This window comes from Mycobacteriales bacterium (genome assembly GCA_035995165.1).
In the GTDB taxonomy this organism is placed as follows: Bacteria; Actinomycetota; Actinomycetes; order Mycobacteriales; family CADCTP01; genus CADCTP01.
In genome coordinates, this window is sequence record DASYKU010000082.1 from 1 (window position 1) to 21,250 (window position 21,250).

Genomic DNA, 21,250 nt, shown 5'->3' on the forward strand with positions numbered 1-21,250 from the left:
GGCGCGGCGCTGGTCACGCCGGGGGCGTGGACGCCGGCCGCGGTGGTCGACGTCGCGGTGACCGCGGACGAGCTGCCCGGGGAGCTGATGCTGCACGCCGGGTCGGCCGCGGTGCCGGTCCGGGTCCGGCCGCTCGGCGACACGGCCGCCCGGCTCACCCTGGCCCGGCCGCTGCCGCTGCACGTCGGGGACCGGATGCTGCTGCGCGACCCGGGGCGGCACCTGGTCGTGTCCGGGGTCCGGGTGCTGGACGTGGACCCGCCGCCGCTGCGCCGGCGGGGGGCCGCGGCCGCCCGGGCGGCGGTGCTGGCCGGGCTGGACGGGCGCCCGGACGGGGCCTCGGAGCTGGCCCGGCGCGGGGCGGTGCCCGCGGCGCGGCTGCGGGCGATGGGCGTACCGGAGCCGGCGGGCGCGCTGCGGGCCGGGGACTGGCTGGTCGACCCGGGACAGGCCGCGGCCTGGCGGACGGCGCTGGTCACGGCGGTGGCGGCGCACGCGGCCGGGCATCCCCTCGAGCACGGCCTGCCGGTCGAGGCGGCCCGCCGGCGGGTCGGGCTGCCGGACGCCCGGCTGGTGCCGCTGCTGGCCGGGCTCGGACCCGGGCTGGAGCTGCGCGACGGGCGGGTGGTCGCGGACGGCGGGCTCGCGCTGCCGGCCGAGCTCCGGGTGCCGGTGGAGACGGTGCTGGCCGACCTGGCGCGGGCGCCGTTCGGCGCGCCCGAGGCGCACCGGCTGGCCGAGCTCGGGCTGGGGCGGCGGGAGCTGGCGGCGGCGGTCCGGGTCGGCGCGCTGCTGCGGGTCGCCGACGGGGTCTACCTGCGGCCCGGCGCCGAGGCCGAGGCGGCCGCCGTGCTGGCCGGGATCCCGCAGCCGTTCACGCTGTCCGAGGCCCGGCAGGCGCTCGGGACCAGCCGCCGGGTCGCCGTACCGCTGCTGGAGCTGCTGGACGCGCGTGGGCTGACCCGCCGCGACGCCGACGCCCGCCGGACCACCACCGGACACGACTGAGCGCGACACACCTCGATGTGTGCCGCGCCCTGGGGTTCTGGGTCGCTCTGCCTACCGGCGCGCGAACGGGTACTGCGGGTTGAACACGTCGAGCGTCCACCGGTCGAACCGGCTGACGATCTCGCGGACCTTGGTCATCTCACGTCCTCTCGTCGTCGTTCCTCTCTGACAACACGACGCTATCTGAATCGATCCCGAAACGCAGCGTGTGACGAGTCACTGCCGGCCGCGGACGGTGGAACACTGGTCGTATGAGCGCGGACCGGCCTGGACCGGCCACCCGGACCCGGGTGGTCACGCTCGACGGCGACACCGAGGTGCGCCGCCGGGACTCCCTCGTCACCGAGGAACCGCTGGAGATCCGGCTGTCGGCCGGCGGGCGGTCCCAGACCGTCGCGGTGACGATGCGGACACCCGGCAACGACTTCGAGCTCGCGGCGGGGTTCCTGCACGCCGAGGGGCTGCTGCCCGGCCTGCCGCGCCAGGTGTCGTACTGCGCGGATGTCGAGCGGCCGGACCAGAAGTTCAACGTGGTCACGGTCGAGGTCGACGGGCCGCCGCTGGAGGCGCCGGTCCGGTCCGGGATCGTGTCCAGCGCCTGCGGGGTCTGCGGCACGACCTCGCTGGACGCGCTGCACGAGCGCGGGCTGAGCCGGGTCGCGGACGGGCCCGCCGTGCCCGTCGACGTCCTCTACGGCCTGCCCGACGCGCTGCGGGAGGCGCAGAGCGTGTTCGAGACGACCGGCGGGCTGCACGGCGCCGGGCTGTTCACCCCGGCCGGGGAGCTCATCGCGGCCCGGGAGGACATCGGCCGGCACAACGCGGTCGACAAGATCGTCGGCTGGGCGCTGCTCGGCGACCGGCTGCCGCTGTCCGGGACCGTGCTCATGGTCAGCGGCCGGTGCGGATACGAGATCGTGCAGAAGGCCGTCGCGGCCGGGATCCCGGTCGTCGCGTCGGTGTCGGCGCCCTCGTCGCTCGCGGTCGCCGTCGCGGTCGACTTCGGGGTCACGCTGGCCGGGTTCCTCCGCAACCGCCGCTGCAACGTGTACGCCGGCCGCGAGCGCCTGCTGCTGCCCGAACCTGTCGCCCCGTGAGTTCCGGCGCGTGCGCGGTCGGGAAGGATCAGCACAGCGCACGCAAACCGGGCCGGAGGGTGAGATGAGCACGCTGGAAGACTGGACCGCCGCGGTGGTCGCCGAGCTGGGGGTCGCCGACCTCGTCGACGAGCGCACCCGGGATCTCGTGCTCGACATGACCAAGGACGTCGCGCACGGGGTGGCGCGGCCGGCGGCGCCGTTGACGGCGTACCTGATGGGGCTCGCTGCCGGGCGGGCCGGCAGCGCCGACGAGGCCGCGGACCTCGCCGTCCGCATCAGCGCCATGGCCGTCGCCTGGGCCGAGGCCCACCCAGGCGCCGACTCCGCCGCCGCCTCCGACGCCGGCGGCCGTGACCGGGGCGACCGCCGCGACGACCGGCGCGCGGCCGACGGCTCGGCGGCCGGCGGCGGCGGTGCTGCGGGCGACGGTTCGGTGGCCGGCGGCGGCGGTGCTGTGGGGAGGGCTGGTTCTGCCGGTGCGGGGGACGGGGCGCGGCCGGTCGCGGGGAGCGGTTCCGCCGGCGAGAGTGTGTAGGGCGCAGCGGTGAGGGCGGCCTGGGCGGAGGCCCGGCAGACGGCGTACGAGGCCGTCCGGCCGGTGCCGCCGGTCGAGGCGACGCTGGCCGAGGCCGAGGGCGGCACGCTGGCCGACTCCATGCGGGCCGGCACCCCGCTGCCCGGCTTCGACTGCTCCGCCATGGACGGGTACGCGGTGCCCACGCCCGAGGGCCCCTGGCGGGTGGTCGGCCGCGCGCTGGCCGGCCCGGCGACCGAGCGTCCGCCGCTCGCCCCCGGCACCACGGTCGAGATCGCCACCGGCGCGGCCGTCCCGCCCGGCACCGTCGCGGTCCTCCCGTACGAGCACGCGAGCCGGGAGGGCGACCGGGTGACCGGGACGGCGTTCGCGGGCAAGAACGTCCGCCGCTCGGGCGAGGACGTCCCGCTCGGCACCGACCTGCTGCCGGCCGGCACCCCGGTCACCCCGGCCGTGATCGGCCTGGCCGCCGCGGTCGGCCTGGACACGCTGACCGTGCGCCCCCGGCCGGTGGCCGCGCTGCTCATCACCGGCGACGAGATCGTGCAGGCCGGCGGTTCGCACGGCGGCCTGGTGCGGGATGCGCTGGGCCCGGCGCTGCCCGGCTGGGTCCGTGGCCTCGGCGGCCGCCTGCTGCCGCCCCGGCGGGTCGCCGACACCGAGGTGGGTGACGTGGCCGGGGTGATCGCGTCGGCCCCGGGCGATCTGGTGCTCACCTGCGGCGGCGCCGGTGGCGGCCCGAAGGACCTGGTCGTGCCGGCGCTGCGATCGCTGGGCGCACAGGTGCTGGTGGACAAGGTGAACTGCCGCCCGGGCGGCCCGCAGCGGCTGGCCGTGCTGCCGGACGGCCGGCCCGTGGTCGTGCTGCCCGGCTACCCGTACGCGGCGCTGGTCGGGGTGCTGACCGTGCTCGGGCCGCTGCTGGCCGGGCTCACCGGACGTGCGCTGCCCGACCCGCCCACGGCCGAGCTGGTCGGGGGCGCGCCGAACATGGGCGGCCGGCCGCAGCTGCCCGGCCGGCCCACGGCCGCCCCGACCCGGATCCTGCCGGTCCGGCGCCGGCCGGACGGCGCGGTCGAGGCCGTCGGCCTGGACCGCCCCGGCTCGCTCTGGGGGGCCGCCCTCGCCGACGCGTTCGCGATCATCCCGCCGGACTGGCGGGGCGAACCCGTCGGCCTGCTCACCCCGCCGGGCTGAGCGCTACTCCGTCGAGCCCGAGGCGATCACGCCGAACGCGACGCCCTGCGGGTCGACCAGCACCGCGCGCGGCCCCTGGGGCGTCTGCTCCACCGCCCGGTAGACGCTTCCGCCCAGCTCCTGGGCCCGTGCGAGGGTCGCGTCGGCGTCCGCGACCTCGAACCAGATCCCCCAGTGCGGCGACATCTCCGGCAGCAGCGGCGTGGCGCCGCCGACGGTCCGGCCGTCGACCTGCAGGAGCTTGTAGACGCCGTCGCCACCGGTGTCCATGTCCTCGAACGCGACCCCGAGCGTCGCCGCGAAGAACGCGCCGGCCGCGTCGAGGTCCGAGGAGATCAGCTCGTTCCAGACCACGGTGCCGGGCTCGTCGACCAGCTCCGACCCGCGGTGTTCCTGCTGCTGCCAGACGCCGAAGACCGCGCCGGCCGGGTCGGTCGCGAGCGCCATCCGGCCGGCCCCCTCGATGTCCATGACCGGCGACACCATCGTCCCGCCGGCGTCGGGGACCGCGGCGGCGAACTTGTCCGCGTCGTCCACGGCGAGGTACGGCGTCCAGGCCGACGGCTGGCTCGCGTCCATCTTCCCGGCCAGCCCGACCACCTTCTTCCCGCGCAGCAGCGCCATCGAGTAGCCGCCGAAGCTCGGGTCCGGGTTCACCTCCCACTCCCAGCCGAACAGCGCGGCGTAGAACGCCCGGCCGGCCTCGGGATCGTCGGTGGCGACGTCGGCCCAGCAGGGCACGCCCTGGGGGTAGCCGTTGCGCTCGCTCATGGTCTGCGACCTCCTCGTCGAGCCCGGCCCGGTGCCGGGGTTCCCCGTCCGCGGCGCAAGACTGCCACCGGTCACCGACGAAATCGCCGACGGGAGTAAAACTGGCACGTGAACACGGACGGCGGGGCAGCCGAGGCGCGGGCCACGGTCGAGAAGGGCGGCGCCCCGCGCTACCACGAGGCCAACGCGGCCAAGGGCAAGCTGTTCGCCCGCGAGCGGGTCCGGCTGCTGGTGGACGAGGGGTCCTTCGTCGAGGACGGCATGCTCGCCAACGTGCTGGCCGGCGACCTGCCCGCCGACGGTGTGATCACCGGTCAGGCCCGCATCGACGGCCGCCCGGTCTGCCTGATGGCCAACGACTCCACGGTCAAGGCGGGCTCCTGGGGCGCCCGGACGGTGGAGAAGATCATCCGGATCATCGAGCGGGCGTACGCGACCTCGGTCCCGATGGTCTACCTGGTCGACTCGGCCGGGGCCCGGATCACCGACCAGGTCGACCTGTTCCCGGGCCGCCGCGGCGCCGGGCGGATCTTCTGGAACCAGGTCCGGGCGTCCGGCTCGATCCCGCAGGTCTGCGCGCTGTTCGGGCCGAGCGCGGCCGGCGGGGCGTACATCCCGGCGTTCTGCGACGTGGTCGCGATGGTCGACGGCAACGCGTCGATGTACCTCGGGTCCGACCGGATGGTCGAGATGGTGACCGGGGAGAAGACCACGCTCGAGGCGATGGGCGGGGCCAAGGTGCACACGTCCGAGTCCGGCGTGGGCCACTTCCTCTGCAAGGACGAGCCGGAGGCGCTGGACGTCGTCCGCCGCTACCTGTCCTACCTGCCCTCGAACTGGCAGGGGACGCCGCCCGCCGCGGCCGCGACGGGCCCGGGCTCCGGCGACCTGCGCGGGCTGGTCCCGGGCAGCGAGCGGCAGGCCTTCGACATGCGCCGGTACGTCAAGGCCCTGGTCGACGAGGACTCGTACTTCGAGATCCAGGCCCGCTGGGCCCGCGAGCTCACCGTCGGCTTCGCCCGGCTCGACGGCCAGGTCGTCGGCGTGCTCGGCAACAACTCACAGTTCAAGGGCGGCGTGCTGTTCGTCGACTCCGCGGACAAGGCGACCCGGTTCGTGCAGCTCTGCGACGCCTTCACCGTGCCGCTGGTGTTCCTGTCCGACGTGCCGGGCTTCATGGTCGGCACCGCGGTGGAGAAGCAGGGCATCATCCGGCACGGCGCCAAGATGATCACGGCGATCAGCGAGGCGACCGTACCGAAGGTCTGTGTGGTCGTCCGTAAGGCGTATGGCGCTGGTTTGTACGCGATGTCCGGTCCGGGTTTCGAGCCGGACGCGACTTTGGCGCTGCCAACCGCGAAGATCGCAGTCATGGGTGCCGAAGCGGCGGTGAACGCGGTCTACGCCAACAAGATCGCGGCCATCGCCGACGAGGCCGAGCGGGCCGAGTTCGTCCGGAGCCGGCGCGAGGCGTACGAAGAAGACATCGACGTGCTGCGGCTGGCCAGCGAGCTCGTCGTGGACGCGGTGGTGCAACCGGAAGACCTGCGCGCCGAGCTGATCGCCCGATTCGCCGCCGCGCGCGGCAAGGACAGAGGCTTTTCCCGCCGTCGGCATGGGGTGACTCCGGTATGACAACAGTGCTTCTCGCCGAGGATGATCCGGCGATCTCGGAGCCGCTGGCCCGCGCGTTGCAGCGCGAGGGCTACTCCGTGCTGGTCCGCAACGACGGCGCGAGCGCGCTGTCGGAGGCGATGTCCGGCGACGTCGCCCTCGTCGTGCTGGACCTCGGGCTGCCGGACATGGACGGGCTCGAGGTCTGCCGCCGGCTGCGGGCCGGGCGCAACTCCGTGCCGGTCCTCGTCCTCACCGCGCGGACCGACGAGATTGACCTCGTGGTCGGTCTGGATGCGGGCGCGGACGACTACGTGGCCAAGCCGTTCCGGCTGGCCGAGCTGCTGGCCCGGGTGCGGGCGCTGCTGCGCCGCCGGACCGGCGACGTGCTGGAGGCCAGCGGCGTCCGGATGGAGCTCGCCTCCCGCCGGGTCTGGCAGGACGACGTCGAGCTGCACCTGTCCAACAAGGAGTACGAGCTGCTCCGGGTGCTGCTGGAGGAGGCGGGCGCGGTCGTGACCCGCAACCGGATCATGCGCGAGGTCTGGGACGACGCCGAGGGCGGTGCCTCCAAGACGCTCGACATGCACGTGTCCTGGTTGCGACGCAAGCTCGGCGACGACCCGCAGCGTTCCCGGCTGCTGACCACCGTGCGTGGTGTCGGCTTCCGTTTCGAGCGCGGCTGACACAGCGTGCGCCGTCGGCTGCTCGCCGCCACCTTGGCAGTGGTCGCGGTCTCGGTGTTCTCGCTCGGGCTGCCGCTGCTGGTGGTGACGGTCCGGCTGATCGCCGACAACGCCCGGACCGAGCTGCTGCGTCAGGTCCAGACGGTGGCCGCGGTGGTGGAGGACCCGGCGAACGGGGAGCCGACCGCGGACCGGCTCACCCGGCTCGTCCCGCCGGGCGAGCAGGTGACCGTGCGCAACTCGGACGGGAAGACGGTGGCGGCCGGCCCGAACCTGGGTGACACGCCGTACACGGCCTCGGCGCCGGTGCCGGGTGGCGGCGAGGTGACCGTGGCCCGCTCGGCCGGGGACGTACGGGGGCGGCAGTTCCGGGTCGGGTTCGCGGTGGTGGCCGGGATGGCGGGATCGGCCGTGCTGGCCGCGATCGCCGCGGTGCTGCTGGCCCGGCGGCTGGCCGAGCCGCTCAGCGACGTGGCCGCGCGCGCGGCGCGGTTGGGGGCGGGGGACTACCGGACCTCGCCGGCCCGGCCGGGCATCGACGAGCTGGACCGGATCTGCGAGGTGCTGGACCGGGCCGCCGGCCAGATCTCGGCCGTCATCCAGCGGGAACGCACGCTGGCCGACGACGTCTCGCACCAGCTGCGCAGCCGGCTGACCGCGCTGCGGATGCGGCTGGAGGAGATCGCGATCTCGCCCGACGCGGACGTGCAGCGGGAGGCCAGCGCGGCCCTGGAGCAGGCCGAGCGGCTGTCCGCGGTGGTCGACGAGATCCTGGCCCAGGCCCGGACGGCGCGGGCCGAGGGCGCGGGCGACGTCGACGTGGGCCGCGAGGTCGCGGCCGTCGTCGACGAGCGGGAGCCGACGCTGCGCGGGCTGCGCCGGCGGGTCGAGATCGACGCGCCGGACAAGCTGATCGCCCGGGCCGAGCCGGGGCGGCTGCAGCAGGCGGTCGGCGTACTGGTCGACAACGCGCTGGAGCACGGCGGCGGGACGGTCCGGGTCGGCGTCCGGCGGTCCGGGCGGCACGCGGTGGTCGAGGTCACCGACGAGGGGCCGGGCGTGCCGCCGGAGCTGGTCGGCAAGCTCTTCGAGCGCGGGGTGAGCGGCGGCGACGGGACCGGGATCGGGCTCGCGCTGGCCCGGGCGCTGGTCGAGTCCGACGGCGGCCGGCTGGAGCTGTCCCGGCCGGTGCCGCCGGTGTTCGCCGTCTACCTGCCGCTCGCCGACGAGTCCGACCAGGCCGGCGGCTGGCCCGCCGGCGCGGTGTAGGCCCGCGGCCCGGGTCTGGTCAGTCCTCGATCGTGGCGCCGGCCGGGACGTCCTCCGGGTGCGGCGGGAAGACGTACCGCTTGTAGGACCAGAAGCGGAACACCGTGCCGATCCCGATCCCGATGAACTTCGCCACGTTCAGCGCGAACGCGCTGTGCGCGCCGATCACGTAGAACGTGAACGCGATCACGATGCTGGAGATCCCCAGCGCGACCAGGTTGATCACGAAGAACAGGACGTACTCCCGGCGCAGCCCGGTACGGGCCCGGTGCGAGAAGGACCAGTGCCGGTTGGCGAAGTACGAGATCGTCGTCGCGACCCCGGTCGAGATGATGTTGGAGGTCGTCGGGCCCAGCCCGATCCGGAAGTGGATCAGGTTGAACAGGCCGATGTCGACGAAGAGGTTGACGACACCGACGACCCCGAACGCCGAGATCTCTTTGATCAGCACCCGCCACGAGGTGCCGAAACGGTCGGTCAGAGGCACCGGAAGAGTGTACGCAGACGATCCTGGCCGGACTTCCGGGCCGCCGGGCCGGGTGACACGATCGGGCCATGCCCGACCTCGACGCCGACCAGGAAGACTTCCGCCGCACCGTCGCCGACTTCGCCCGCTCGGTGGTCGCCCCGGTGGCGGCCGGCTACGACGAGCGGGCCGAGTTCCCGTACCCGGTGGTCAAGCAGATGGCCGAGCTGGGCCTGTTCGGCCTGCCGTTCCCGGAGGAGTACGGCGGCGGCGGCGGCGACTACCTCACGCTCTGCCTGGCCATCGAGGAGCTGGCCCGGGTCGACTCCTCGGTCGCGATCACGCTGGAGGCCGGGGTCTCGCTGGGCGCGATGCCGGTCTACCGGTTCGGCAGCCAGGAGCAGAAGCGGGAGTGGCTGCCGCGGCTGTGCGCGGGCACGGCGCTGGGGGCGTTCGGGCTGACCGAGCCGGGCGGTGGCTCGGACGCCGGCGCCACCCGGACCACCGCCCGCCTGGAGGACGGCGAGTGGGTGATCGACGGCACCAAGGCGTTCATCACCAACTCCGGTACGGACATCACCGAGCTCGTCACCGTGACCGCGGTCACGGGAACGTCCGCCGGCGGCAGGAAGGAGATCTCCTCGATCCTGGTGCCGGTGCCGCGGGCCGGATTCACGGTCGCGAGGTCGTACTCGAAGGTGGGCTGGCACGCCTCCGACACCCACGAGCTGGCCTTCGCCGACTGCCGGGTGCCGGCGGAGAACCTGCTCGGCGAGCGCGGCCGCGGCTACGCCAACTTCCTCTCGATCCTGGACGAGGGCCGGATCGCGATCGCGGCGCTGGCGACCGGGCTGGCCCAGGCCTGCGTCGACGAGTGCGTGCGGTACGCGCGGGAGCGGGAGGCGTTCGGCCGCAACATCGGGGCGTACCAGGCGATCCAGTTCAAGATCGCGGACATGGAGATGCGGGCGTACCTGTCCCGGCTGGCCTGGCGGGAGGCGGCCAGGCTGCTGCAGGCGGGCCGGCCGTTCAAGCGGGAGGCGGCGATCGCGAAGCTCTACTCGTCCGAGGCCGCGGTCACCAACGCGCGGGAGGCGACCCAGGTCTTCGGCGGGTACGGGTTCATGAACGAGTTCCCGGTCGCCCGGCACTGGCGCGACTCGAAGATCCTCGAGATCGGCGAGGGGACCTCCGAGGTGCAGCGCATGCTCATCGCCCGCGACCTCGGCGTCTCCTGACGTCCTACACCAGCACGACCAGGCGGGTCGGCGTGATCGGGGCGGTGCCGGCGCCGGCGGTCTTCACCGTGCCGGTGAGCATGCCGGCCAGCGGGGCGTCGGCGGCGACGACCGCCCGGACCTGCAGGGTCGTCGTGTCGCCGCCGTCGAGCTCGTCCCGGGTGCAGGTGGCGACCGTGCCGGCGCCGGCGCAGTCCCAGCCGTTGCCGCCGGACCCGGCCCGGACCGCGAACCCGGACGGCAGCCGTACGGTCGCGGTCACCTGGCCCGCGTCGTCGCCGGTGTTGCGGACGACGATGCCGATGTCCGCCGGTGCGCCCCGCCGGAGCACCCCGACCGGCACGGCCGAGCCGGCGTCGAGCAGCGGCCGGCCGACGGGCGGCGCGGGCGGCAGCGCGGTCGGGGTGACCGGCGCGCTGACCCGGCCGGACTGGATCGGCGGCCCGCTGGGGCTCCCGGTCGGTGCCCCGCTGGCGCCCGGGGTCCCGGTCGGGGTGCCGGTCGCGGTCGGGCCGGGGGTCGGGCTTCCGGTCGGCGTCCCGCCCGGGGTCGGCGCCGCCGCCCCTGACGTCGCGGCCACGCCGCGCTCGTCCGGGCCGGGCAGCCCGGAGGCGGAGCTGGTCGCCGCGGCCGCGCTGCCGGTGCTGGGGCCGGTGACGCCGCCATGGGTGGCGACCACGGTGGTCCCGCCGATGACGACCGCGGCGGCGGCGGCGGCGACGGCCTGACCGGCGTGGGTGCCGGCGACCCAGGCGGTCACGCTGCCGAAGGCGGAGCCGGCGGTGCCGGTCGCGGCGGCCTCGCCCGCGACGGCGGCCCCGGCCGTCCCTCCGGCGGCCGCCCCGCCGGCTGCGGCGGCAGTCCCGGCCGTCCCTCCGGCGGCGGCCCCGCCGGCTGCGGCGGCGGTGCCGGCCGCGGCGGCGGCGACGCCCGCGCCGCCCCCGGTCACGTGGGCCAGGTACGCCGCCGCACCCGTCCCGAGCACGAGCGGCGCGATCACACTCCGCAGCCCGCCGTTCACGTCGACCAGCTCGTCCGCCAGCGCGCTGCACTGCTCGCAGACCGCCAGGTGGGCGTCCACCTTGGTCCGCTGCCGGTCGGACAGCCCGCCCCGGGCCCAGGCGCCCAGCCGGGTCACCGTCGCGCGGTGCGCCCCGTCGACGCCGTCGGCGAGGTGCTCCTGCAGGTACGCCTGCCGCAGCCCCTCCCGGGCCCGGTACGCCAGCGCGGCCACCCCGTTCGGGGTCAGCCCGAGCAGCGGCGCGACCTGGGCCGGGCTCTCCTGCTCGACCTCGGTGTGCCAGAGCACGGTCTGCCAGCGCTCCGGCAGCCGGTTGAACGCCCGGGCCGCCAGCGAGGACTCCAGCCCCGCGACCGCGGTGTCCTGGAAGGGCACGCCCCGGTCGTGCCGGGTCATGTCGTCGGACAGCTCCAGCTTGCGGTCGCGCCGGGCCCGGTCGTACAGGGTGTGGCGCAGGGTGGTCAGCAGGTACGCCCGGAACGCCGCGTCCGGCCCGCCGCCGGCCCGCAGCACGTCCAGCACCTTGGCGAACGACTCCGCGACCAGGTCGTCCGCCTCCGCCCGCGAGCCGGTCAGCTGCCGCGCCAGCCCCAGCGCCGAGCCGGCGTGACGGCGGTACAGCACGCCGTACGCGTCGCTGTCGCCGGACCGGACGGCGGAGATCAGGTCGCCGTCACTGGTCTCGTCGTGCTCCGCGGGCCTCGGCAGCGGGACGGACATTGCGGTGCGTTCTCCGTTCGGGGGATCGGGAAGCGACCTAGAAGGCTATGCCCAGCGATCCGCGTCACCGAACGCGCCCCGGTGCGTCCTTGAGATTGCAGCGGACGTCCGCTTTCCGGGAGAACGGGCAGCCGCGGGCACCGCCTCGGCCTCCGTGGGGCGGGTGGCCTCGGCCACCCCGGGGGGCCGGGGCGGCGCCGCCCGGCGCCGCGGTGCGGTTATCGTGCCCGCCATGGACAAGACCACCGGCCTGCCCGTGGTGGGCATGGTCGGCGGCGGACAGCTGGCCCGGATGACGCACCAGGCCGCGATCCCGCTCGGCCAGTCGCTGCGGGTGCTGGCCGCGGCGCCCGACGAGTCGGCCGCACTGGTGGCGCACGACGTGGTGCTCGGCTCGCACACCTCGTACGAGGACCTGGTCGCGTTCGCGGCCGGCTGCGACGTGGTCACCTTCGACCACGAGCACGTGCCGCCGGAGCACATCCGCCGGCTCGTGGCCGAGGGTCACACGGTGCTGCCGGGCGCCGACGCACTGCTGTACGCGCAGGACAAGCAGGTCATGCGGACCCGGCTCGGCGAGCTCGGCCTGCCGGTGCCGCGGTGGGCTCCGATCGCCTCGCTCGAGGACCTGGTCGCGTTCGCCGGGGACGAGTGGCCGGTGGTCGTCAAGGCCATCCGGGGCGGGTACGACGGGCGCGGCGTCTGGGTGGTCTCCGACCCGGCTCCCGTCGAGGCGTTGCTGGCGGCCGGGACGCCGCTGCTGGTCGAGGAGCTGGTGCCGCTGCGGCGGGAGCTGGCCGCGGTGGTGGCGCGCTCGCCGTTCGGGCAGGGGGCGGCCTGGCCGGTGGTGCAGACCGTGCAGTCGGACGGGGTCTGCGTCGAGGTCCTGGCGCCCGCGCCGGACCTGGACCCGGACCTGGCCGAGGAGGCCGAGCGGATCGCGCTGACGATCGCGGGCGAGCTGGACGTGGTCGGCGTCCTCGCGGTCGAGCTGTTCGAGCGGACCGACGGCCGGCTGCTGATCAACGAGCTGGCGATGCGCCCGCACAACAGCGCGCACTGGACCATCGAGGGCGCCCGGACCTCGCAGTTCGAGCAGCACCTGCGGGCCGTGCTGGACTACCCGCTGGGGGCGACCGAGCTGACCGCGCCGGTCGTGGTGATGGCGAACGTGCTGGCCGGCGAGCCGAACCCGGTCGGGATGGACGAGCGGGTGCACCACCTGGCCGCGCGCTGGCCCGCCCTGAAGGTCCACCTGTACGGCAAGCAGCCCCGGCCCGGCCGCAAGATCGGCCACGTGACCGCACTCGGCTCGGACCTGGCCGCGCTGCGGCGGGACGCGACCGCGGCGGCCGACTACCTGGCGACCGGACAGTCGGACGAGGTGACGCACTGATGGCCGTACCGGTGGTGGGCGTGATCATGGGCAGCGACTCGGACTGGCCGGTGATGTCGGCGGCGGCTGAGGCGCTGGCCGAGTTCTCGGTTCCGCACGAGGTCCGGGTCGTCTCCGCGCATCGCACGCCGCGGGACATGCTCGACTACGCGGCCGGCGCGGCCGACCGGGGCCTGCGGGTGATCGTGGCCGGGGCCGGCGGTGCGGCCCACCTGCCCGGCATGGTGGCGAGCCTGACCCCGCTGCCGGTCATCGGCGTCCCGGTGCCGCTGAAGTACCTGGACGGGCTGGACTCGCTGCTGTCGATCGTGCAGATGCCGGCCGGGATCCCGGTCGCCACGGTCGCGGTCGGCGGCGCCCGCAACGCCGGGCTGCTGGCGGTCCGGATCCTGGCCGCGGCCGACGCGACCCTGCGCACCCGGGTGGCCGAGTTCCAGGCCGCGCTGGCCGACACCGTCCGCGCCAAGGACGCCGCCCTCCAGGACCGCCTCGGCGAGGTGTGACAGCGTCAAGCTTGGTGTCACATCTCCTGCTCGCTGCAGAGGCGGTACGAGGTGGCCTCGCCACGTCCGGCGGGCTCAGCTCGCCCGGTTGAACGATCGGTTGAGCAGCACGGTGACCACCGCGCCCAGCCCGGCAGGTATCCCGAACCCGCAGATCAGCGGCACCGCCGGCGGGTCGGTCGACCAGTCGTAGGTGGCCGCGCCGACGGCGCCGGCAGCGCGCGGGCTAGCCTGACCGTGTGCCCGTATTCGCCGTCACGATGGTGCCGGGGCCCCGGTGCGACCCCGGCCGGGACCGGCGGGAGCAGGACGGCTGGGACGAGCACGGGGCGTTCATGGACGATCTGGTCGCGGACGGGACCGTGCTCCTCGGCGGGCCGTACGGGGACGGGACCGACGTGCTGCTCGCGGTCGAGGCGGTGGACGAGGGCGACCTGCGGCGCCGGTTCGGATTGGACCCCTGGCTTCTCGACAGGACGATCGCGTTCGGGTCGATCCAGCCGTGGTCGCTCTGGCTGGACGGCCGGGGCCGCTAGGGCCAGGGGCGCTGGTCGCCCCCGGCGAAGCGGGACTCGGAGATGAAGTCCTGCAGGTCGGAGGCGAGCCGGTCGCGGGCGTCGGCCGGCGCCTCCTCGACCGACGGTGACCAGAGCGTGGTGCGGAAGATCTCGCCCCGCAGCGTGACCTCCAGCTGGACCTCGCCGTCGACGTGCTCGACGGAGACGGCCTCGAGCTCGCCCTCCCGGGTCAGCGCGCGCAGCACGGGCGAGACGACGTCGTCGAGCAGGTCCAGGGGCTCCACGGCGGTCATCCTGCTGCCGCGGCGGTGCCGAGGAACGTCGCGTTCGTGGCCTTGGGGAAGCCGGGTGCGTAGAACTCGTCCAACGCCGTGATCGTGAAGCCGGCGCCCCGGATCAGGCCCGTGATGGACCGGGTCAGGTGGCAGCCGCCGAACAGTCGCTTCTGCACCGGCTCCAGCCGGTGCTGCCAGCGCCGCACCGGCTCGTCCGGGGCCAGCCCGTGCTCGATGAAGTGCAGGGTGCCGCCCGGACGGAGCACCCGCCGTACCTCGGCCAGCGCCGCGGTGGCGTCCGGGATCGTGCACAGGGTCCAGCTGGACAGCGCGCAGTCGAAGGACGCGTCGTCCAGCGGAAGCCGCTGACCGTCCACACCGGACCGTCGCACCGGGACGGACGCACCGTCCACTCTGGACCGTGCCAGCAGCCAGGCGGTGTCGGACGGTTCGACCGCGGCGACCGAGCTCACCGCCGGTGGGTAATACGGCACGTTGTGTCCGGAGCCGAAGCCGAGCTCCACCACGTCCCCGTGCAACCCCGCGCAGACCCGCTCCCGCCGCGGCCCGGTCGTCCCCGGTCCGCACGCGCGGTCGATCACCCGCGGCAGCACCCGCTGCTCGTAGAAACCCACCCGGTCAGCATCTCAGCCGGTGCTCACCGGGGCCCGTGGGCGCCCCACTCGATGGCCGGGCAGTGGTCCATCACGACGTCGAGGCCGGCGGCCTCGGCGCGGTCGGCGGCGGCCTCGTCGATGACGTCGAGCTGCAGCCAGACCGCCTTGGCGCCGGCCGCGACGGCCTCGTCCACGTGCACGCCGGCGTCCGCGGAGCGGCGGAACACGTCGACCACGTCGAGCGGGAACGGCACGTCCGCGAGCGAGGCGTACCCCTGCTCGCCGTGCACGGTCTCCGCCTTCGGGTTCACCGGCACGATCGTCTTGCCCTGCTGCTGCAGGAAGCGGGCCACCCCGTACGCGGGGCGGCGCGGGTTGGTGGTCAATCCCACGACCGCCCACGTCTCGTGCCCCAGCACCCGCTCGATCGTCTCCGCGTCGCCTCGTCCCATGGTCCGATTCTGCCCGCCGGACGGGCCCGTGAACGCCTCACCGGGTGCCCTTTACGATCTGCCCATGACTCGGACGGCCGTGGTGACCGGTGCCAGCAGTGGGATCGGCGCGGCGACCGCGCGCCGCCTGGTCGCGGACGGGTACGAGGTGATCGCCGCCGCCCGGCGCGAGGACCGGCTGGAGGCGCTGGCCAAGGAGACCGGCGTCCGCCCGGCGCGCCTCGACGTGACCGACGCCGAGTCCGTGGCGGCGTTCGCGGCCACGGTCGGCGAGCTCGACGTGCTGGTCAACAACGCCGGCGGCGCGTTCGGGGCGGACCCGGTCGCGACCGGCGACCCGGACGACTGGCAGGCGATGTTCTCGGTCAACGTGATCGGGACGCTGCGGGTCACCCAGGCGCTGCTGCCGCTGCTGCAGGCCGGTCGGGGCGGCACGATCGTCAACATCACCTCGACCGCCGCGTACGTCAACTACGAGGGCGGCGGTGGCTACTCCGCGGCCAAGCACGGCGAGCACGCGCTGACCGAGACCATGCGGCTGGAGCTGGCCGGGGTGCCGGTCCGGGTGATCGAGATCCAGCCCGGGATGGTGCAGACCGACGAGTTCGCGGTGAACCGGTTCGGCGGGGACGCCGAGGCGGCCGCGAAGGTCTACGCCGGCGTCGACAAGCCGCTCACCGCCGGGGACATCGCCGACTGCATCGGCCTCGTCGTCGGGCTGCCGCTGCACGTCAACGTCGACCAGATGGTGCTGCGGCCGTTGGCGCAGGCCGCGCAGCACAAGGTCTTCCGCGGGCAGCTCTTTCCCTAGGCCAGCCTCCGGAAGGCCGTCGTCGCCCGCTTGAGCTGGGCCAGGCGGCGTTCGTACGTGCTGCCGGCGACGAGCAGGAGCGCGCCGCCGAGCCGGGCGGCAGCCACCGCGGCAGGTCGGCGCTGACGGCCGCGAACGCCGGGCCGAGCTGCTCGATCGCGAGGAAGCCGAGCGTCGCCGCGGCGATCACCAGCGGTCAGCGTGATCCAGACCGCGAGCTGGACGCAGCCGCCCGCGGCCCAGTACTCAGGGCCGGCCGAGCGCCCGGTACGTCCAGCCGGCGGCGCGCCAGTCGACGGGTTCCAGCGCGTTGCGCCCGTCGACGATCGCCGGGGTCCCGACGACCTCCGCCAGCTTCGCCGGGTCCATCTCGCGGAACTCGGCCCACTCCGTCAGCAGCAGCAGCACGTCCGCACCGCGGGCCGCCTCCAGCGCCGAGGTCGCCATCGCCAGCTGCGGGTACGCGCGCTTGGCGTTCTCCATCGCCTCCGGGTCGTAGACGACCACGGCGGCGCCGAGCTTCTGCGCGGCCGCCGCCACGTCCAGGGCCGGGGAGTCGCGGATGTCGTCGGAGTTCGGCTTGAACGCCGCGCCCCAGACGCAGACCCGCTTGCCCGCGTAGTCGCCGTCCAGCAGCTCCCGGCCCAGGTCGATCGCGCGGGCCCGGCGCCGCATGTTGATCCGGTCGACCTCCTCGAGGAACGCCAGCGCGTCCTGCGCACCGAGCTCCTCGGCCCGGGCCATGAACGCGCGGATGTCCTTGGGCAGGCAGCCGCCGCCGAAGCCGAGCCCGGCGTGCAGGAACCGCTTGCCGATCCGGGTGTCGTACCCGAGCGCCTCGGAGAGCTTCGTCACGTCCGCGTGCACGACCTCGCAGACCTCGGCCATCGCGTTGATGAAGGAGATCTTGGTGGCCAGGAACGAGTTCGCCGCGACCTTCACCAGCTCGGCGGTGGCGAAGTCGGTCACCACGACCGGGGTGCCGGCGGCGAGGATCGGCTCGAACGCGGTCCGCAGGGTCGCCTCCGCCGACGGCGACTGCACGCCGAAGACCAGCCGGTCCGGGTGCAGCGTGTCCTCGACCGCGAAGCCCTCGCGCAGGAACTCCGGGTTCCAGGCGACCTCGATCTCGGCCGACGGCGCCAGCGCGGTCACCAGGTCCGACATCCGCTGCGCGGTGCCGGCCGGGACGGTCGACTTGCCCACGACGAGTGCACGGCGGGTCAGCAACGGCGCCAGCGTCGAGAAGGCGGCCTCCACGTACGTCAGGTCGGCTGCGTACCCGTCCTTACGTTGCGGCGTGCCCACGCAGACGAAGTGCACGTCCGCGAACTGGGCCACCTCCTCGTACGACGTGGTGAAGCGCAACCGGCCCGAGTCCAGCGCCTTGCGCAGCAACTCCGGCAACCCGGGCTCGAAGAACGGGACCTCGCCGGCGGTCAGCCGGGCGACCTTCGACTCGTCGACGTCCAGGCCGATCACGTCGTACCCGAGCTCGACCATGCTCACGGCGTGCGTGGCGCCGAGGTACCCGGTGCCCAGTACCGACAGGCGCGGCCGTTCGCCGAGCGGTTGACCCACAGTCATCGCGAAAGAGTACGACACCGACTGAAGTGCCCTGCGCCACCAGGGACGGACGACGGCGGCACCGGTGACGCGACCGGCCGGTAACATGACGCCGTGGACGCGTCCTTCGAGACCTACCGGCTCGCCGACGAGCACCAGATGCTCCGCGAGTCCGCCCGCCAGCTGGCCGAGGACAAGATCGCGCCGAGGGCGGCGGAGACCGACGAGACCGCCGAGTTCCCCTGGGACGTCTACGACGCGCTGCGCAAGGCGGACCTGCACGCCGTGCACATCCCGGAGGAGTACGGCGGGGCCGGCGCCGACTCGATCGCCACCGCGATCGTCATCGAGGAGGTCGCCCGGGTCTGCGCCGCGTCCTCGCTGATTCCCGCGGTGAACAAGCTCGGCACGATGCCGCTGCTGCTGTCCGCGTCCGAGGAGCTCAAGCGCGAGGTGCTGCCCCCGGTCGCGGCCGGCGACGCGATGTTCTCGTACGCGTTGAGCGAGCGGGAGGCCGGCTCCGACGCCGCCGCGATGCGGACCCGGGCCGTCCGCGACGGCGACACGTACGTGCTCAACGGCGTCAAGGCCTGGATCACCAACGCCGGCGTCTCGACGTACTACACCGTGATGGCCTCGACCGACCCGTCGAAGGGCGCGAACGGGATCTCCGCGTTCGTCGTGCACAAGGACGACCCCGGCTTCTCGGTCGGCACCAAGGAGCGCAAGCTCGGCATCAAGGGCTCGCCCACCTGCGAGATCTATTTCGAGGACTGCGTGATCCCGGCGTCCCGGATCGTCGGCGAGGAGGGCACCGGGTTCAAGACCGCGCTCCGCACGTTGGACCACACCCGGCTCACGATCGGGGCCCAGGCCGTCGGCATCGCGCAGGGCGCTCTCGACGCGACCATCGCGTACGTCAAGGAGCGCAAGCAGTTCGGGAAGTCCATCGGCGACTTCCAGGGCGTGCAGTTCATGCTCGCGGACATGGCGATGCGGACCGAGGCGGCCCGCCAGTTCGTGTACGTCGCCGCGGCCAAGGCCGAGCGCGGCGAGAAGGACCTCACCTTCGCCTCCGCCGCGGCCAAGGTGATGGCCTCGGACACCGCGATGTCGGTGACCACCGACGCCGTGCAGCTGTTCGGCGGGGCCGGCTACACCAGCGATTTCCCGGTCGAGCGGATGATGCGCGACGCGAAGATCACCCAGATCTACGAGGGCACCAACCAGATCAACCGCATGGTCATCGCCCGCCAGCTCCTGCGGTAACCCGTCGGGGGCGGCGCCCCGGCCGGCCGCTTTCGTGCGGTGCCGGTGGGGAGCCGGACTCTTCCACCGAGCCCCGCCGGAGGCGGAGGACCCCATCGCCGCCACGGCATGAGTGGGTTCGAGAGTCGTTGCTGGGCGGTCGGTGCCGCCGAGCTCGTACTACTCCGGGTGATGGTTACCACTCGGAGTAGTACGACGCGTGGCGAAGTCCTCCGGCGGCCGGAATCCGGCGGAGCGGCCTCCGCCGGACGGGCGCCGAGTCAGGCCTGGGTGATGTTGACCATCCAGTCGACACCGAAGCGGTCGGTGAGCATGCCGAACTCGTCGCCCCACATCTGCTTCTCCAGCGGCATCGTCACCGTCCCGCCCTCGGTCAGCTTGTCCCAGTAGCCGCGCAGCTCGGCGCCGTCCTCGCCGCTGAGGCTCACGCTCAGCCGGCTGCCCGACGCGAACGGCATGCCGGCCGGGGTGTCGGCGCCCATCAGCGTGAAGCCGCCGTCGGTCTCCAGCTGGGCGTGCATGATCTTGTCCTTGTCCGGGGAGTCGGCCGCGCCGAACTCGCCGAACGTGTTCATCCGCAGGGTGCCCCCGAAGACCTGCTCGTAGAACTCCATCGCCTGCCGGGCGTCGCTCTCGAAGCTGATGTACGGGTTGAGGCGAGACGGCATCGAACGCTCCTTCGGATGAGGCATCGGTGAGGCCCGGCAGCGTAGTCCGGTCGAACGGCTCGTGGGTGCGATCCCGGGATCAGGCCGGCGAGCCCAGGCGGGGGAGAACCTCGTCGCCGAAGACGTCGATGAACTCGTCGTCGGCGCCGACGGGGTGGAGGTAGAGCTCGGCGAAGCCGAGTTGCTGGTAGTCGTGCAGGTTCTCGGCCAGCCGGCCCGGGTCGGCGGAGACCAGCACGTTGCGCGCGACCTCCTCGGCCGGGACGTACTTCGTGGCCGCCTCGAACTGCTCCGGCGTCTCCAGCTCCCAGGACAGGCTCGTCGGCAGGCAGTTGCTGCGCCAGTTCTCGCAGGCGGCGGCCAGCGCCGCGTCCTCGTCCCGGGCCCAGGACAGGTGCACCTGCAGGTGCAGCTCACCCCGGCCGCCCGCGTCCCGGTACGCGTCGACGACCTTGCGCAGCAGCTCCGGCGGCTGGTTCACGGTCACCAGCCCGTCGGCCCACTGCGCCGCCCACGCTGCCGTCTCCGCGCTGATCGCGCCCGCGACCAGCTTCGGCGGCTCCTCCGGGAGGTCCCAGATCCTGGCCCGGTCCACGGTGACCAGGCCGCGGTGGCTGACCTCCTCGCCCCGCCAGAGCGCCCGCATCACGTCCACGCACTCCCGCAGCCGGGCCATCCGGACGTCCTTCGGCGGCCACGGGTCCCCGGTGACGTGCTCGTTCAGCGCCTCCCCGCTGCCCACCGCGACCCACGGGAACCGGCCCGGGAACATCGCGCCCAGCGTCGCGAACGCCTGGGCCGAGATGACCGGGTGGTAGCGCTGGCCGGGCGCGTGGAAGCAGCCCATCGGGACCCGCTCGGTCGCCTGCAGCGCCGCCCCGAGCCAGGCCCAGGTGAAGCCGGAGTGGCCCTGGCTCCGGCTCCACGGCGCCAGGTGGTCGGAGCACATGACGGCGTCGAAGCCGGCCTGCTCGGCGTGCACGGCCGAGTCCCGCAGCTCCCGCGGGTGGGCCTGCTCGTGCTGCGCGTGGAATCCGATGACCGGCATGAAACCGACCTACCCCACCCCAAGGAACCGCCAAGCATCAGGCGCCCGGCCGGGGCGCGTCCGCCGGATCGCGGGACCGGTCCGAACCGGCCGGCCGGGACACGTCGCCGCGACGAGCTTGGCGGCATACCCGGACCCGCGCCGGGATCGTCCGCCACTGGTCACTCGCGAACCGGACATAAGGACGCCAGTTGCTGGACAACGCCGTTGTCGCGCCGGACGGCATTGTCTACTCCGCTCGCCGAACAACGAGCGGAAGGGCAGCGATGACACCGCTGAAGATCGAGTTCGAACACCACGGCCGCACCTACCAGGTGGAGTCCCAGAGCATCACGATGTGGAACGTCCATCGCGTCGCCGAGATGAATGGATCGATGACTCTCGAGACCGACCTGCTGACCGGAGACCGGCTCTTCGTCACCTGGGGTCAGGTCGGCGTCCTGCGGCTCCTGTCCAAGGTCAACGACAAGGGCTTCGCGATCGACTGACGCGTCGGTCCCGG

The 21,250-nt window shown here is 74.1% G+C and carries 23 protein-coding genes; 14 read left to right on the forward strand and 9 right to left on the reverse strand.

Annotation, left to right across the window (positions count from 1 at the left end; translation table 11 throughout):
* The 4 genes from VGP36_13295 to VGP36_13310 form a co-directional block, all read left to right on the forward strand.
* The coding region (locus VGP36_13295) for a SelB C-terminal domain-containing protein (GenBank protein ID HEV7655689.1) at positions 1-1,008 on the forward strand (1,008 nt) is incomplete at its 5' end.
* A gap of 251 nt (positions 1,009-1,259) precedes the next feature.
* Positions 1,260-2,105: a formate dehydrogenase accessory sulfurtransferase FdhD gene (fdhD, locus tag VGP36_13300; protein ID HEV7655690.1), complete on the forward strand. Its 846-nt coding sequence runs from the start codon at positions 1,260-1,262 to the stop codon at positions 2,103-2,105.
* A gap of 64 nt (positions 2,106-2,169) precedes the next feature.
* Positions 2,170-2,643: a DUF6457 domain-containing protein gene (locus VGP36_13305; protein HEV7655691.1), complete on the forward strand. Its 474-nt coding sequence runs from the start codon at positions 2,170-2,172 to the stop codon at positions 2,641-2,643.
* A 9-nt stretch (positions 2,644-2,652) separates the two neighbouring features.
* Complete coding sequence (locus tag VGP36_13310; GenBank protein HEV7655692.1) at positions 2,653-3,840, forward strand: molybdopterin molybdotransferase MoeA; 1,188 nt, start codon at positions 2,653-2,655, stop codon at positions 3,838-3,840.
* 3 nt (positions 3,841-3,843) lie between these two features.
* On the opposite strand, the gene VGP36_13315 is transcribed toward VGP36_13310, so the two are convergent.
* Positions 3,844-4,611: a VOC family protein gene (locus tag VGP36_13315; protein HEV7655693.1), complete on the reverse strand. Its 768-nt coding sequence runs from the start codon at positions 4,609-4,611 to the stop codon at positions 3,844-3,846.
* A gap of 108 nt (positions 4,612-4,719) precedes the next feature.
* On the opposite strand from VGP36_13315, the gene VGP36_13320 reads away from it, so the two are divergent.
* From VGP36_13320 to VGP36_13330, 3 genes are read left to right on the forward strand one after another with little or no spacing between them, the layout of a single operon-like run.
* Positions 4,720-6,246: an acyl-CoA carboxylase subunit beta gene (locus VGP36_13320; protein ID HEV7655694.1), complete on the forward strand. Its 1,527-nt coding sequence runs from the start codon at positions 4,720-4,722 to the stop codon at positions 6,244-6,246.
* The gene (locus tag VGP36_13325; protein ID HEV7655695.1) at positions 6,243-6,911 is read left to right on the forward strand and encodes a response regulator transcription factor; all 669 of its coding nucleotides are present in this window, start codon (positions 6,243-6,245) and stop codon (positions 6,909-6,911) included. Before VGP36_13320 ends, VGP36_13325 begins: the two co-directional genes overlap by 4 nt.
* Positions 6,912-6,917: 6 nt before the next feature.
* Entirely contained in the window at positions 6,918-8,180 is a 1,263-nt protein-coding gene (locus VGP36_13330; protein ID HEV7655696.1) for an ATP-binding protein, read from the forward strand.
* A gap of 19 nt (positions 8,181-8,199) precedes the next feature.
* Here VGP36_13330 and VGP36_13335 read toward each other — a convergent pair whose 3' ends face one another.
* Positions 8,200-8,667 carry a GtrA family protein gene (locus VGP36_13335; GenBank protein HEV7655697.1) on the reverse strand — a complete coding sequence of 156 codons (468 nt, stop codon included), beginning with the start codon at positions 8,665-8,667 and terminating at the stop codon, positions 8,200-8,202.
* 68 nt (positions 8,668-8,735) lie between these two features.
* On the opposite strand from VGP36_13335, the gene VGP36_13340 reads away from it, so the two are divergent.
* Positions 8,736-9,884, forward strand: coding sequence for an acyl-CoA dehydrogenase family protein (locus tag VGP36_13340; protein ID HEV7655698.1), 1,149 nt, complete (start codon positions 8,736-8,738; stop codon positions 9,882-9,884).
* Positions 9,885-9,888: 4 nt separating this feature from the next.
* On the opposite strand, the gene VGP36_13345 is transcribed toward VGP36_13340, so the two are convergent.
* Positions 9,889-11,625: a sigma-70 family RNA polymerase sigma factor gene (locus tag VGP36_13345; protein HEV7655699.1), complete on the reverse strand. Its 1,737-nt coding sequence runs from the start codon at positions 11,623-11,625 to the stop codon at positions 9,889-9,891.
* A 232-nt stretch (positions 11,626-11,857) separates the two neighbouring features.
* Here VGP36_13345 and VGP36_13350 point away from each other — a divergent pair, with 232 nt between their 5' ends.
* From VGP36_13350 to VGP36_13360, 3 genes are all read left to right on the forward strand, one after another.
* On the forward strand, positions 11,858-13,021 hold the full coding sequence (locus tag VGP36_13350) for a 5-(carboxyamino)imidazole ribonucleotide synthase (protein ID HEV7655700.1): 1,164 nt from the start codon (positions 11,858-11,860) through the stop codon (positions 13,019-13,021).
* The gene (purE, locus tag VGP36_13355; protein HEV7655701.1) at positions 13,021-13,524 is read left to right on the forward strand and encodes a 5-(carboxyamino)imidazole ribonucleotide mutase; all 504 of its coding nucleotides are present in this window, start codon (positions 13,021-13,023) and stop codon (positions 13,522-13,524) included. The genes VGP36_13350 and purE overlap by 1 nt, the downstream gene beginning before the upstream one ends.
* Before the next feature lie 239 nt (positions 13,525-13,763).
* Positions 13,764-14,060, forward strand: coding sequence for a hypothetical protein (locus VGP36_13360; protein ID HEV7655702.1), 297 nt, complete (start codon positions 13,764-13,766; stop codon positions 14,058-14,060).
* Here the strand turns inward: VGP36_13360 and VGP36_13365 are convergent.
* From VGP36_13365 to VGP36_13375, 3 genes are read right to left on the reverse strand one after another with little or no spacing between them, the layout of a single operon-like run.
* Positions 14,057-14,326 carry a hypothetical protein gene (locus tag VGP36_13365; protein HEV7655703.1) on the reverse strand — a complete coding sequence of 90 codons (270 nt, stop codon included), beginning with the start codon at positions 14,324-14,326 and terminating at the stop codon, positions 14,057-14,059. The two genes, VGP36_13360 and VGP36_13365, sit on opposite strands and share 4 nt — an antisense overlap.
* Positions 14,327-14,331: 5 nt before the next feature.
* The gene (locus VGP36_13370; protein ID HEV7655704.1) at positions 14,332-14,952 is read right to left on the reverse strand and encodes a class I SAM-dependent methyltransferase; all 621 of its coding nucleotides are present in this window, start codon (positions 14,950-14,952) and stop codon (positions 14,332-14,334) included.
* A 23-nt stretch (positions 14,953-14,975) separates the two neighbouring features.
* Entirely contained in the window at positions 14,976-15,386 is a 411-nt protein-coding gene (locus VGP36_13375; GenBank protein ID HEV7655705.1) for a CoA-binding protein, read from the reverse strand.
* Between the two features lie 64 nt (positions 15,387-15,450).
* On the opposite strand from VGP36_13375, the gene VGP36_13380 reads away from it, so the two are divergent.
* Positions 15,451-16,197 (forward strand): SDR family oxidoreductase, encoded by a 747-nt coding sequence (locus VGP36_13380; protein HEV7655706.1) that lies wholly within the window; start codon positions 15,451-15,453, stop codon positions 16,195-16,197.
* 246 nt (positions 16,198-16,443) lie between these two features.
* On the opposite strand, the gene VGP36_13385 is transcribed toward VGP36_13380, so the two are convergent.
* Positions 16,444-17,784 (reverse strand): UDP-glucose/GDP-mannose dehydrogenase family protein, encoded by a 1,341-nt coding sequence (locus VGP36_13385; protein ID HEV7655707.1) that lies wholly within the window; start codon positions 17,782-17,784, stop codon positions 16,444-16,446.
* A gap of 138 nt (positions 17,785-17,922) precedes the next feature.
* Between VGP36_13385 and VGP36_13390 the strand changes: the two genes are divergently transcribed.
* A complete protein-coding gene (locus VGP36_13390) occupies positions 17,923-19,032 on the forward strand; it encodes an acyl-CoA dehydrogenase family protein (GenBank protein HEV7655708.1) in 1,110 nt (369 codons plus the stop codon).
* Positions 19,033-19,292: 260 nt separating this feature from the next.
* Here VGP36_13390 and VGP36_13395 read toward each other — a convergent pair whose 3' ends face one another.
* Both VGP36_13395 and VGP36_13400 read right to left on the reverse strand, forming a co-directional pair.
* On the reverse strand, positions 19,293-19,700 hold the full coding sequence (locus VGP36_13395; protein HEV7655709.1) for a VOC family protein: 408 nt from the start codon (positions 19,698-19,700) through the stop codon (positions 19,293-19,295).
* A gap of 79 nt (positions 19,701-19,779) precedes the next feature.
* Positions 19,780-20,748, reverse strand: coding sequence for a TIGR03885 family FMN-dependent LLM class oxidoreductase (locus VGP36_13400; protein HEV7655710.1), 969 nt, complete (start codon positions 20,746-20,748; stop codon positions 19,780-19,782).
* 191 nt (positions 20,749-20,939) lie between these two features.
* Here VGP36_13400 and VGP36_13405 point away from each other — a divergent pair, with 191 nt between their 5' ends.
* Positions 20,940-21,236 (forward strand): hypothetical protein, encoded by a 297-nt coding sequence (locus VGP36_13405; GenBank protein ID HEV7655711.1) that lies wholly within the window; start codon positions 20,940-20,942, stop codon positions 21,234-21,236.
* The last annotated feature ends 14 nt before the right edge of the window (positions 21,237-21,250 follow it).

Bases quoted from the DNA above. Each gene is read 5' to 3' on its own strand.
- fdhD (HEV7655690.1), top strand. From the start codon at position 1,260: ATGAGCGCGGACCGGCCTGGACCGGCCACCCGGACCCGGGTGGTCACG.
- VGP36_13305 (HEV7655691.1), top strand. From the start codon at position 2,170: ATGAGCACGCTGGAAGACTGGACCGCCGCGGTGGTCGCCGAGCTGGGG.
- VGP36_13315 (HEV7655693.1), bottom strand. From the start codon at position 4,611: ATGAGCGAGCGCAACGGCTACCCCCAGGGCGTGCCCTGCTGGGCCGAC.
- VGP36_13325 (HEV7655695.1), top strand. From the start codon at position 6,243: ATGACAACAGTGCTTCTCGCCGAGGATGATCCGGCGATCTCGGAGCCG.
- VGP36_13340 (HEV7655698.1), top strand. From the start codon at position 8,736: ATGCCCGACCTCGACGCCGACCAGGAAGACTTCCGCCGCACCGTCGCC.
- VGP36_13345 (HEV7655699.1), bottom strand. From the start codon at position 11,625: ATGTCCGTCCCGCTGCCGAGGCCCGCGGAGCACGACGAGACCAGTGAC.
- VGP36_13350 (HEV7655700.1), top strand. From the start codon at position 11,858: ATGGACAAGACCACCGGCCTGCCCGTGGTGGGCATGGTCGGCGGCGGA.
- purE (HEV7655701.1), top strand. From the start codon at position 13,021: ATGGCCGTACCGGTGGTGGGCGTGATCATGGGCAGCGACTCGGACTGG.
- VGP36_13375 (HEV7655705.1), bottom strand. From the start codon at position 15,386: ATGGGACGAGGCGACGCGGAGACGATCGAGCGGGTGCTGGGGCACGAG.
- VGP36_13380 (HEV7655706.1), top strand. From the start codon at position 15,451: ATGACTCGGACGGCCGTGGTGACCGGTGCCAGCAGTGGGATCGGCGCG.
- VGP36_13385 (HEV7655707.1), bottom strand. From the start codon at position 17,784: ATGACTGTGGGTCAACCGCTCGGCGAACGGCCGCGCCTGTCGGTACTG.
- VGP36_13390 (HEV7655708.1), top strand. From the start codon at position 17,923: ATGCTCCGCGAGTCCGCCCGCCAGCTGGCCGAGGACAAGATCGCGCCG.
- VGP36_13395 (HEV7655709.1), bottom strand. From the start codon at position 19,700: ATGCCGTCTCGCCTCAACCCGTACATCAGCTTCGAGAGCGACGCCCGG.
- VGP36_13400 (HEV7655710.1), bottom strand. From the start codon at position 20,748: ATGCCGGTCATCGGATTCCACGCGCAGCACGAGCAGGCCCACCCGCGG.